Here is a 12,392-nt window from a genome sequence, read left to right as displayed (position 1 = left end):
TTTGACAGTCTTTGGCGACAATGCTCAACTGTCGCCCACAAGAAAAATCTTATAAAGAGAGAGAACCTATGACTGAAATTTATGGCACCCAGCATCGGCAATTACAACAGGAATTCGATAAAGAAAAACTTGCGGATCGAGTCGGCGAGGCCATTATCACTGATTACATTACTGATCAGCATCGTGAGTTTATCGCATCACGTGATTTCTTTTTCCTGTCCACGGTTGATCACCGGGGGTTTCCAACCTGTTCCCATAAGGGCGGCGACATTGGTTTTGTAAAAATTCTCGATGAAAAAACACTCGCCTTTCCCAGTCTTGACGGTAACGGCATGTATCTGTCGATGGGTAATATTGATGCCAATAAAAAAGTTGGCATGTTGTTTATCGATTTTGAAACTCCACACCGGGTTCGGGTTCATGGTACTGCCGAACTGAGTCGCGATCCGGCAGATCTGGCGTTATTTCATGAAGCAGAACTGGTGGTCAGAGTCACCATTGAAGATATGTTTCAGAACTGCCCTCGTTATATTCACCGTTATAAACGCATCAGTGAATCTCGATATGTGCCAAAAGCTGAATGCCAGACACCATTACCAGTCTGGAAGCGTTTAGATGCCGTTCAAGACGTTATAGATGATAAAGAAAAGGCTAAAGTGGCTCTGGAAGGCGGCATTATTACCATGGAAGAATATGAAGTACTGCTGCAAAAAGGTGAAGCGTAAATTATTGAAAAATAAGTAGTTTGCGCACCACTATGTCTCATCTGTACCACATTTATATTTCGGGAAAAATTCCCGCAAGTGATCAATGCCCGACACATCAGGTTTCCGGGTATTGATCATTTTTTACAGCTAAATCCTTGCTTGAAAATCCATATTGCGAAGCGAATACTCAATCATCCAAGGCCTTGGGTCTATTTACCTTTCAAAGCCGCCTCTGTTGTGACTGAAAATAGACCAATCAAGGCGTGAGGAGTGTAGTTTAGTTCCTCTAAATAAATGACGAGCAACGCAGAGTGGTAGATTTTCAGCCACAACCCGAAGGGCTGGGACAATTTTTCCACCCTACTGCGTTGGAAATGAATTATGTAGAACAACTACATCGCATCATTTCCGCCTTGTTGGACGGAAAAATAGTCGCCAGCAGTGGTGGTTATGAAAGGTAAACAGACCCAAGAGTTGAGGATAAAAACAATGATTTCGATTCGCCCCAGTGCAGTTGCAGGTTTGTATTATCCCGCCCGTTCAGCAGAGCTTGAAGACTTGTTGGCAAAACAGTTTGATAAGCCCTCAGACCACATTCACCATCATGCTAAAGCGCTTATTGTTCCGCATGGGGGTTATTTCTATTCCGGTCAAGTCGCTGCCAAGGCTTATCAGTCCTTAATGGAAGTAGCCGATGATATTGAACGGGTCATTTTAATTGGTCCCTCGCATCGTACAGATTTCAAAGGCATTGCGATGAGCGAGGCGGATTATTTTGCTACGCCGATTGGCAGTGTGGCGGTAGACAAAAAAATCTACCCTCAGTTAAGCCGCATTAAAGGGGTTGAAACCTACGAAAGCCCGCATGATAACGAACATTGTCTGGAAGTCCAGCTACCTTTTTTACAATATTCGCTAAATCAATTTGAAATTGTGCCTTTACTCACCGGCCAAGCTAGTTCTTCGCTGATTGCCGATGTTCTGGGTACGGCAACCCAGGATGCTAAATCGTTAATTGTGATCAGTTCTGACCTGAGTCACTACCTGGATTATGAGACCGCACGCAAGATAGACCAATATACTTCACAGGCTATTATCAGCATGGATAATCACGATATTGATAAGTTTCATGCCTGTGGCTGTGATGCCATCCGCGGCTTTCTTGAGTATGCCCGCAATGCAAATATGTCCGGTCAAATCATGGCGTTAAGTAATTCCGGTGATATCGTCCGCAAAAAAGAAAGCGTCGTCGGATATGGCGCCTATTTATTCGAATAGGCATAAGTCGGTTTGACCACCTGATTTACTGCCTCGACCACAGAAGGTAATACCCATGCACCGGGATGACGGATTTTATCTTCGTCTCCCGGTGTATATTTTCCGGTCTGCACCAGACAACCTCTTAATCCTGCTGCCAACGCACCTTGTACATCAGCAAACGCATCATCTCCTATCATCAGTACTTCTTCAGCAGCAAAACCAGTAGATTCCACTGCTGTCTGGAAAAATGCTTTTGCTGGTTTGCCTAAAATCTCAGCTTCCACATCACAGGCAAATTCAAGTGCCGCAATAAAGGGGCCAGCATCCAACTGCAACTCTTCGTTTTGCCGGAAATATCGATTCAAACCTATACCAAGCAGCGGTGCCCCATCCATCACCAACTGAAATGCCCGGTTCATGTTCGCATAATTAAATCCATCGCCGGCATCGGCAATGACCACAGCATTGGGAGAACTTTGATCCAGATCGGCAAATTCCGGGCGCAGCTTTTCATGCACCAGGCAATATGGACGCAATTTGCGTTGCTGTAACGCTAACTTCACTGCGCCGGGAGCGGTTAACACTTCCTCAACACTCAGATCGAAGCCCATCTGCAACAGTGACTGCAACATGTCGGTGCTGGTTTTTCGGGAAGTATTGGTTACAAAGCGCACCACTATTTGCTCGTTCCGAGCCAGCTGAATGGCCTCTATAGCGCCATTTACCGGCTCGTTATCAACATGCAATACACCACTGATATCAAATAAAATCGCTTTTATCATCATAATCACCTTGGGCATGTTATGTATGTATAAATTATGCTCGGTTAAATGCTGACAAACAAATTACACAATTAATTCTGCTTGATTCAACTGTATAAAATTGCGATCTACCCCGGTGCTGTTAAAAATTCAATGTCATCGCAGAAGTAACTATGAAAGTTCAACAAGCTCTAGGGCTTATTGAACTTTCATCTCCGCCGCTGTTGTGAGCTGAAAAAGCGTCAATCAAGGCACGAGGAGCGCCTTTTAGTTGTTCTAAATAAGTGACGAGTAACGCAGAGTGGCGCTTTTTCAGACACACCCCGAAGGGCTGGGACTATTTTTGCGCCCGCCTGCGTTGTATGAAATACATCCCTGTATTTCACCGCTGCGCGGCCAGCTAAGCTGTTCAAATGAGTTCCAGACTCATTTGTCAATCACTTATGTAGGTTGGCTACACGGCGTGCTTTCCGCCTTGCCGGACACAAAAATAATCGCCGGCAGTGGTGGATATGAAAATTCAACAAGCCCTAATAAACAGTATAGAATAGCGGGCTTTTCTCTCCCAGTTACAGGTTACGCTTATGAAAGCTCCTCAGGTCGGGTTTGTCAGTCTCGGTTGCCCAAAAGCACTTGTTGATAGCGAACGTATCATCACCAAATTACGTTCAGAAGGGTATGAAATTTCCGCCAATTACGATGATGCTGATTTAGTGGTGGTCAATACCTGTGGCTTTATTGATTCTGCCGTTGATGAATCACTGGAAAGTATTGGTGAAGCCATTGCGCAGAATGGCAAAGTTATCGTGACCGGTTGTCTGGGCAGCCGTGACAATACCATCCGAGAAAAGCATCCACAGGTACTGGAAATTACCGGTGCTCATGCGCTTGAAGAAGTGGTAGGCGCGGTTCACAAACATCTTCCACAACCCCATGATCCGTTTATTAGTCTGGTGCCGCCTGAGGGCATCAAACTAACTCCCCGACATTACGCCTATCTGAAAATTTCCGAAGGCTGTAATCATCGCTGTACCTTCTGCATTATCCCCTCCATGCGTGGGGATCTGGTCAGTCGCCCAGTGAATCAGGTAATCGCTGAAGCTAAGCGTCTGGCTGACGCTGGTGTAAAGGAAATTCTGGTTATTTCGCAGGATACCAGTGCTTACGGTGTCGATTTGAAATACGCTGAATACGAATGGCAGGGCGAGAAAATTGCCACCCGCTTTACAGCCATGGCCAAAGCTCTTGGTGAACTCGGCATCTGGGTGCGCATGCATTATGTTTACCCTTACCCACATGTGGATGATGTAATTCCATTGATGGCTGAAGGCAAAATTCTGCCGTATCTGGATATTCCGTTTCAGCATGCCAGCCCGCGTATTCTCAAATTAATGAAACGTCCGGCTTCATCACAAAATAATCTGGAACGCATCCAGGCCTGGCGGGCAATTTGTCCAGAAATCACTCTTCGCAGTACCTTTATCGTGGGATTCCCCGGTGAAACCGAAGCTGAATTTGAGGAATTGCTGGATTTTCTTGATCAGGCTCAGTTGGATAAAGCCGGTGCTTTCAAATACTCGCCTGTTGATGGTGCAGTGGCAAATCAATTACCCGATCCGGTGCCTGAAGAGATTAAAGAGGAACGTCTGGCCCGCTTTATGGCGAAACAGGCAGAAATCAGTGCCTACCGGCTGCAACAGAAAGTTGGGAAACGCGATTTTGTGATTATCGATGAAGTTGTTGAAGAAGGTGCCGTCGGGCGGAGCCGTGCTGATGCCCCTGAGATTGATGGCCAAGTCTTTATTGATCACGCCACCCATTTAAAAGTGGGAGATATTGTTGAGGTGGAATTTGAAGAAGCCGATGAGCATGACCTCTGGGCAAGACTGGTTTAGAAGTGGTTTATACTTAATCTGCAAGGCATAGTATTAAGAAAATATAGCCCGGCAGCGTGGTTGGAAAAGCATTATGCCGGATCGTTGCTGATCTATTATTCATGGCTTGTTGAAGAAAAAGCACCTCTCCAGCAATGATGCAGATTAAGAACTGATACGGTTTTTCCCAGAGTCTTTAGATTGATAAAGTGCATTGTCGGCGCGGATCGACAAACGCATAGCTGATTCTCCCTGACGCAACTGCGCTACCCCAAAACTCGTGGTGATAGTAGCGCGTTTATCCAATTTGGCATCCACGATCAATTGTCTTAATTTTTCAGCGGTATGGGCTGCTGCTTCGAGGCCGGTATTCGGTAACAAAATCATAAACTCATCACCGCCCCAGCGTGCCAGCAAATCGATTTCGCGAATATTCTTTTTTAATAAACGACTCATCTGAACCAACACCATGTCTCCATTGGCATGGCCAAACTCATCGTTGACGATTTTAAAATCATCGATATCCAGGGCAATTATTGAGAGTGGTTGCTTGAAACGCTCAGCCCGCTCGACTTCCAGCTCCAGTGTTTTTTCCAAACGATATCGGTTGGCTACACCCGTAAGTGTGTCTGTTTCAGCGAGGCGTTGAACTTCGGCAATCTTGCTTTCCAGTTCAGCGTTGGTTTGAATCAACTGGTGAGTACGTTCTTCGACCAGGTCTTCCAGAGAATGATTTTGTTGCGCCAGCCGATCCAGGTTGAGTTTTCGTTCATTGATATCCCGATGGGCGCCAATCATTCTTGCAACAGAACCATCTTCATTCCATTCGATAATTCTGGCACGGTCTTCTACCCACAAATAACTGTTATCAGCCTTTTTCAGTCGGTATTCAATCTGGTATGAACTGCTATGATTATGTATGTAGTTATCGAAGTGGGCTAATACACGCTGATGATCTTCTGGGTGCAGATTTTGCTCCCAGGATGCTACGCTGGCAGGAAGAGTGGCGGCGTTATACCCCAACATTCTGAACCAACCAGGACTACGATAAACGTATCCGGTATTTGCATGCCAGTCCCACACACCATCGCTGATTATGTCCAATACGACTTGCAGACATTGATCGTCTACCTCGCCCAGCCCCGTCTTCATACCCAATCCTTAGTAATCAAACACTTAAGAGCGGAAGTATCTTATAAATATTTATGTGATGCAAGTCACAATATTATTTGGTTGTCGAGAGAGACAGATAATTACAGGAAATGACTATAAATAAGACAGTAATCAGGATTGAGAATGTGGACAGATTACGTAAGCCCAAATATTAAAAATATGGTGACCTGAGAAGACCTCAGGCCACCATTATTCATAGCGATTTAAACTGCTGTTAATTTTCGCTTAAGTCACAATCGTGCTGACGAGATAGGCTGTATAAGCGACAAACACCAGCATTAACGCACTGCCTTCAACGCGATTGATACGTCCTTGTCTTCCGCGAAGACCAAAGCCAAAGATAAATATCGCTATGGTCAGACCAGCCATAACGGCAATATCCCGTGTAAGTATTTCTGCTGGAACACCAAAAGGATGAATCAACCCTGCGATACCCACTACAGCCAGGGTGTTAAACAGGTTTGAGCCAATAACATTACCCAGTGCAATATCATGCTCGCCTTTTTTTACAGCAATCAGTGATGAGGCCAGCTCGGGTAATGATGTTCCGATGGCCACGATGGTCAAACCAATAATCAAATCACTGACACCAAACGCTACAGCAATTTCTACTGCGCCCCAGACCAAAATTCGTGAACTGATAATCAAAAAAATCAGACCGATAAATAACCAAATCAACGCTTTTTTCAAGCTCATTGATTCTGTATTGAATTCAGCTTCCATTTCGGTACCGAATGCATCTGGTGATTTCTTCATGCCCTGATAAATGGTCCAGCCCATCAACATAAAGAACACCAAAATCAACACGCCGGCATCCAGACGCGACAATGAACCATCAGCTAACTGCCAGGCAGCCAAGGCGGTCACTGCGATTAGAATCGGCAACTCTTTGCGCAACACTTGTGAATGCACTGCAATCGGACTGAGTACTGCGGTCAGGCCCAGAATTAACGCAATATTAGTAATGTTTGAACCATAAGCATTACCCAGAGCGAGACCAGGATTGCCTTGCGTTGCGGCCAATGCAGAGACCACCATTTCCGGTGCTGAAGTACCGAAACCGACTATCACCATGCCGATTAGTAACGGCGGCATACCGAAGTAGCGGGCAGAAACTGCGGCACCATCAATAAATCGATCAGCGCTCCATACTAATAAAATCAAACCAAAAATCACCGCAGCAAAGGCAAGTGTCATATGTTCTCCGGAAAAAATATTGAGGAATTTATAGCGTTATTATCAGGGGTGAAACCGTTCGCTGGCAATTCGAATCTGTTAACGGCGGGTCAATCGTACATGACGATGCAGTATACGTTGACTTTCGCGTTGCACATCGTCACGTTTACGCCATGACCATAAACGATCCCGGCTTTGTTTTGAGGTATCTTTGATATCAACAATGGGATACGGGTAATCTCTCCCCAACTGAAAATTTAACATCATTTCCTCCATAGGTGTGACTTCCCATGGTCGGTGAATAATTTCATTAGGTAAATCGCACAGTTCGGGTAACCATTCACGGATAAACTTACCCTCGGGGTCCTGTTCTTCAGCTTGCTTGGTTGGATTATAAATACGAATGGTGTTGGTGCCCGTAACCCCTGCCTGCATTTGTAGTTGTGGATAATGAATACCCGGCTCAAAATCCAGAAACACCCGGGCCAGATGATAGGTTCCGCGCCGCCAGTCAATATGCAGCTGATGACATAAAAAACTGACCAACAAGGCGCGCATTCGAAAATTGATATAGCCGGTTGCGTTCAGACAACGCATGCTGGCGTCGACCAGCGGATAACCGGTTTTACCATTTTGCCAGGCTATCAAATCAACTCCCGATTGCTTATCTTCTCGCCAGGGGAAAGATTGATAACCCTGGTTTACCGGCCGAAATTCCATTTCCGTTTCACTTTCAAATTTCTGCATAAAATGACAATGCCAGTGCAACCTTGAAGAGAGTGCTGCCAAGGCTCTTCGCCAGCCGGGGTCATTCCAGTGATCCAGTAACTGTTGATAGACCTGTCGCAGGCTGATATTGCCCCAGGCAAGATACGGTGACATTCTGGAGCAGGATTGCCGACTCAGATCCGGACTGGAAATCTGTCGGTTATAAAGTTTGCCACGCTTGGCAAAAAATTCAGCCAACACTTTTTGCGCGGTCAATTCGCCACCATATTGAAAAAGCATATCCGTTTGCTGCCATTCGACCGGAGGCGTGAATGGTGTCATCTGCACCTCGGTAATAAAGTCAGCCTGTTGCCAATTACTTTCCGGCACGGATTGCCGCATGACCTGTTGCCAATGTTTATCCCAGTCCTCACGACTGTTTGCGGCACGAATGACCGCACCTTGTGGAAATTGATTCCAGCTAATTTGTTGATGTTTAAACTTTTTATGGAGAATTTTATCTCGCTCATAGGTGATGTTCAGACCTATTTCCTGATGACTGAAAACCGTATCAATCTGATAATACTGCTGTAATTGTTCAAAGACAGCTGGCGCTTCCCCCTCTATCACCACCACACTGGCTTTGTTTACTATCAGCTGCTGATCCAACTGTTGTAATGACTGCCAGACAAATCGCCAATGGCGCAAGCTGTAATGCGCATCATCCACCAGCGAGGGTTCCACAATATATAACAATAAAATGGGTAAATTCTGTTCACATGCAGCATTAAGCGCTGCATGGTCGGATAAACGTAAATCACGTTTAAACCAGACGACATTGATTAATTGACGGGTCATTTTTTGGGAGGAGGCATGATTGGCCAGTCAGCCGCATCAACTGAATCCAGCGGGATAATATCAATGTCTCCCTGCCAGTGACGGATAAATTCACCATCTGGATCGTATTGCCGGGTTTGTTTTTCAATATTAAATTGCCGTCCACCTCGAGGATCAGCCCCTACTCCAGCAATATATTGCCAATTGCCCCAATTGGCAGCGACATCATAGTCAATTAATTGCTGCTCAAAATAAGCGGCGCCAAAGCGCCAATCCAGATTTAACTCATGAACAAAACAGCTGGCAACGATCTGCCGTCCCCGATTGGACATATAACCTGAAGCATTAAGTTGTTTCATACAGGCATTGACCAGCGGATATGGTGTATTACCGTTACACCATTTCTGATAACGTTCCGGGTAATAGCAACGTCGGCTTTTAGTGTTTTTTATTCCGTCAAAGCGAAATAATCTGGCGCCATAACGATGGGCATACCATTGAAAGTATTCCCGCCACAGTAATTCAAAGTAAATCCAGTAAGTCGAATCATTACTGACCTTAGTCTGTTCATAGTTTTTGAGCCGGGAAGCCAGATGTCTTACAGAAAGACAGCCTAACGCCAACCAGGGAGAAAATTTGGTGGAATTGGTCCAGCCGTCCAGTTCATTTCGCACAGTTTTGTAACTGGCTGGCAGATCCGTGGAGAAATAATCATTGATATGTTTCAGTGCAGCCGTTTCCCCTCCAGTAAATTTTGAGGGTTGAAATACCGGCTGGGGAATCTCATCAACCGCAATTGGTCCTGGCGTTGGTGGCAATTGCTGAGGAATCGACATAGGCCTGGGCAGCGCTAAATCTTCGACCTGTTTACGAAACTGGGTAAATGACGTTGGTAATTGATTAAGTTGGAAGGGTAAATCATCAGCAGAAAATAATGTGTGGCTTGGTTCTGTCACGAATTTAAGATCCGGAAATTGTTGTTGTAACAGCTTCCAGTGACGATTTTCATAAACACCTGCATGCTGGCTACGGGCAATAATATCGACGTTATATTTATTGATTAATTCAGTCAGCGCCAGGTGCGGGGTTTGTTGTTTGATAATCAGTACTTGTCCGACATGCTGAAGCTGTTGCTGCAGATCCTTTAGCGACTCGACTAAAAACTGCAAACGACGCTCCCCCATCGCCTTGGCATTCAACCCATTAGGCCTGAACCACTGTGGGTCCAAACAAAACACACAAATAAGTTTATCAACCGACTGCATTTTCCATAATGCAGGCTGATCATGCAGTCGCAGATCATTAGTGAACCAGAATATTCCTGTGGTCATAGGGTTTCAAAACTCCTTTGGGGTAAAAAGCTGACAGTTCAGAGACTGCAAAGAGAGATATAGGTTCGATGTTTCAGAACTAAGTAGCGTTGAGAACGTCAGAATGACAACCACTTTCAGTAGAGAACACAAAATGCATCAATTGACGGTATTCTTTGATGGTCAGTGCCCTTTGTGCACTAGAGAAATTGCTTTATTAAAACAATTAGATACGCGACAACGACTGCATTTTGAAGATATTCACGCCACTGACTTTGCTTATCGTTATCCCTACATTGATGTCGTTAGCGCCGATAAAAGACTGCACGGTCAATTAGCAAATGGGCAAATCATTACCGGGCTGGATGTGACGGCTAAAGCCTGGGGCCTTGTAGGTCATCATCGCTGGTTGCAGATATTACGCTGGCCGGTCATTCGCTGGTTTGCAGATTTAGCCTATCTGTTTTTCGCCCGGTTTCGTCATCCGATTGCCCGGTTATTCGGTGATAAGTCCTGTCAGGATGATAACTGTAAGTTATAGGTTCTATTGATCTTTCAGTGACGACTATGAAAGATCAACAGACCCTCGAGTTATTCAGACTTCGGTTAACCAGTAACAACCAAACCGCGGGATGACCACTGTATTGCCAAACTTCTCGGGACTTTGCCCAGTAATAGCATCCACCAGATGCCCCTGATAGGATTGTGACCATCTCGGTAACTGGTCCAAATCCAGACGCTGAGATTGTTTATCGAAATTCGCAATCACCAAGACCCGATCGGCAGGTTTTTGCAGATGGTAACGCTCAAAAACAAACAAATGCGGATTATCTACCTCGACCAAATCCCGATTATTAAAATCAGCAAATGCATCCAGTTCTTTATGCACCGCAATGAGTGTCTTCAACTGGCTGAAAATCAGATATTCAACCGTACCCGGTACATTTCGCTGTTCAGCTTTTTTCCAGTCAATAAATGGTCGATGTACCCAACGTGAATCATCCATTTTGACAGGATCATCACGATAACTTTCATCATTGGTGGTACCAATTTCATCGCCATAATAAAGTAACGGCAAGCCACCAAATGACAGAATCATGCTATGCAATAACACGATGATGCGTATCGCATCATCAATAGCCTGCTCATCTCCGATATCAATGGCATATTGCAACCCCACCAGCGAGGCCAGAGAGCCGGAAATACGCGCATCGCCGGTTTTATCATTCTGACCAAATGGTACACCTCTGGCGTGTGAATCAGCATATTGTCCGGTGAAATAGTCGATCAAAAAGCGTCTGTGTTCACGTGGCTCGTAACCTGCCAGCTCTATGTCTTTATCATCAAACCCTAGACCGATATCATCGTGACAGCGTATGTAATTTAACCAGGTAGCGCGTTCCAGTTTTACCGGAAGACTTTTAATTCCCTGATTCAGCAATCGGGCATTTTTGGTGGCCACTGCATCCCATAACAACGCCATAAATGTGGCGTTATAGGCAATTTCACATTCTTTGGCGATGACCGCATCTTCGCCAAAATATTTAGTCACCTCGACGGGAGCAACAATGGCCTCAGCAATAAACAGTACACCTGGCGCTGTAACCTGACAGCAGTCTTTCATTAGCTGCAAAATCAGATGGGCTTCGCGTTCGTTCTGACAGGTACTGCCGATCTTTTTCCATAAAAATGCCACTGCATCCAGCCGCACAATATCGGCACCCTGGTTGGCCCAAAACAGGATAATATCGAGCATTTCAATGAATACAGTGGGGTTACTGTAGTTCAGATCCCACTGGTATTCGTTAAATACCGTCATCACCCAGCGTTGCATTTCCTTGTTCCAGGTGAAATTACCTGGAGCTGTTTCCGGAAACACTTCAGGCATGCTCTGCTCAAACATATCCGGGACGTGACGGTTTTCAAAAGTATAAAAATAATCGCGATAAGGCGAATAACCATCACGCGCTTTCTGTGCCCATTCGTGCTGGTCAGAAGTGTGATTTAACACAACATCCATCACCAGCAACATATCACGTTGACGGAGATCACCTGCCAAACCACGCAGATCGTTGAGGTCTCCGGCACGGGGATCAATTTCACGGAAATTACTGACAGCGTATCCACCATCACTTTTACCTTCAGGGCATTTCATGATGGGCATGACATGTACCAGATTAACACCCAGATCCTGAAAATAATGCAGATGTTCACGCATGCCTTGCAGATTTTTGGCAAACCCATTGCAATACAGTGCCATGCCAACCCACTTCTGACTGAGGAACCAGTTGTAATCCTGTTCCCGCTCTATATCCTTGGCACGTAATTCTTCAGACCGATCGATATATTGTCTGGCAAGTGTCTCAACAAGGCGCTGTGCCTGTTCGGCAAAGTCCGGGCGTTTGCCATACAGCCTTTCAAATAACGAATGAATGGCGTAGAAGTTGGCACCCAGCCGCGTATAGAAATAACGCAGATCATGTTTGGAAAACTCTGGTTCAATCTGATTCAGGATGGCATTCAGAAGTGAATGAGATTGCTGTTCGTACATGTAATTTCCTGATTAAAGAGTCGGATAATTCTGGG

11 protein-coding genes are annotated in these 12,392 nt (G+C 45.3%); 5 read left to right on the top strand and 6 right to left on the bottom strand.

All coding sequences use genetic code 11. The annotated features are described in order from the left end of the window. Positions 1–68: 68 nt before the first annotated feature. The 3 genes from B3S93_RS12710 to amrB all read left to right on the top strand — a co-directional run bounded on the left by B3S93_RS12710 (position 69) and on the right by amrB (position 1,985). Positions 69–725 carry a pyridoxamine 5'-phosphate oxidase family protein gene (locus B3S93_RS12710; protein ID WP_292355828.1) on the top strand — a complete coding sequence of 219 codons (657 nt, stop codon included), beginning with the start codon at positions 69–71 and terminating at the stop codon, positions 723–725. A gap of 293 nt (positions 726–1,018) precedes the next feature. Further along, a complete protein-coding gene (locus tag B3S93_RS12705; protein ID WP_292355830.1) occupies positions 1,019–1,168 on the top strand; it encodes a hypothetical protein in 150 nt (49 codons plus the stop codon). A 28-nt stretch (positions 1,169–1,196) separates the two neighbouring features. After that, complete coding sequence (amrB, locus tag B3S93_RS12700) at positions 1,197–1,985, top strand: AmmeMemoRadiSam system protein B (RefSeq protein WP_292403362.1); 789 nt, start codon at positions 1,197–1,199, stop codon at positions 1,983–1,985. Here the strand turns inward: amrB and B3S93_RS12695 are convergent. Further along, a complete protein-coding gene (locus tag B3S93_RS12695; RefSeq protein WP_292403359.1) occupies positions 1,970–2,749 on the bottom strand; it encodes a TIGR01458 family HAD-type hydrolase in 780 nt (259 codons plus the stop codon). The two genes, amrB and B3S93_RS12695, sit on opposite strands and share 16 nt — an antisense overlap. A 563-nt stretch (positions 2,750–3,312) precedes the next feature. On the opposite strand from B3S93_RS12695, the gene rimO reads away from it, so the two are divergent. Continuing rightward, complete coding sequence (rimO, locus tag B3S93_RS12690; RefSeq protein WP_292355836.1) at positions 3,313–4,623, top strand: 30S ribosomal protein S12 methylthiotransferase RimO; 1,311 nt, start codon at positions 3,313–3,315, stop codon at positions 4,621–4,623. Between the two features lie 144 nt (positions 4,624–4,767). Here the strand turns inward: rimO and B3S93_RS12685 are convergent, their stop codons facing one another. The 4 genes from B3S93_RS12685 to B3S93_RS12670 form a co-directional block, all read right to left on the bottom strand. Further along, positions 4,768–5,754 (bottom strand): sensor domain-containing diguanylate cyclase, encoded by a 987-nt coding sequence (locus B3S93_RS12685; protein WP_292355838.1) that lies wholly within the window; start codon positions 5,752–5,754, stop codon positions 4,768–4,770. A 246-nt stretch (positions 5,755–6,000) separates the two neighbouring features. Further along, a complete protein-coding gene (locus tag B3S93_RS12680; protein ID WP_292403355.1) occupies positions 6,001–6,972 on the bottom strand; it encodes a calcium/sodium antiporter in 972 nt (323 codons plus the stop codon). A 78-nt stretch (positions 6,973–7,050) separates the two neighbouring features. Further along, positions 7,051–8,517: a cryptochrome/deoxyribodipyrimidine photo-lyase family protein gene (locus tag B3S93_RS12675; protein WP_292403352.1), complete on the bottom strand. Its 1,467-nt coding sequence runs from the start codon at positions 8,515–8,517 to the stop codon at positions 7,051–7,053. Further along, the gene (locus B3S93_RS12670; RefSeq protein ID WP_292403349.1) at positions 8,514–9,827 is read right to left on the bottom strand and encodes a DASH family cryptochrome; all 1,314 of its coding nucleotides are present in this window, start codon (positions 9,825–9,827) and stop codon (positions 8,514–8,516) included. Before B3S93_RS12670 ends, B3S93_RS12675 begins: the two co-directional genes overlap by 4 nt. 103 nt (positions 9,828–9,930) lie before the next feature. On the opposite strand from B3S93_RS12670, the gene B3S93_RS12665 reads away from it, so the two are divergent. Further along, entirely contained in the window at positions 9,931–10,347 is a 417-nt protein-coding gene (locus tag B3S93_RS12665) for a thiol-disulfide oxidoreductase DCC family protein (protein ID WP_292403346.1), read from the top strand. A 54-nt stretch (positions 10,348–10,401) separates the two neighbouring features. On the opposite strand, the gene B3S93_RS12660 is transcribed toward B3S93_RS12665, so the two are convergent. Continuing rightward, complete coding sequence (locus B3S93_RS12660; protein WP_292403343.1) at positions 10,402–12,357, bottom strand: alpha-amylase family glycosyl hydrolase; 1,956 nt, start codon at positions 12,355–12,357, stop codon at positions 10,402–10,404. Positions 12,358–12,392: the final 35 nt, after the last annotated feature.

Origin of the sequence: Methylophaga sp. UBA3613 (genome assembly GCF_002375415.1) — a bacterium.
GTDB lineage: Bacteria > Pseudomonadota > Gammaproteobacteria > Nitrosococcales > Methylophagaceae > Methylophaga.
Note: the sequence above shows the minus strand (reverse complement) of the source record. Positions and strands in the feature narration are given on the sequence as shown.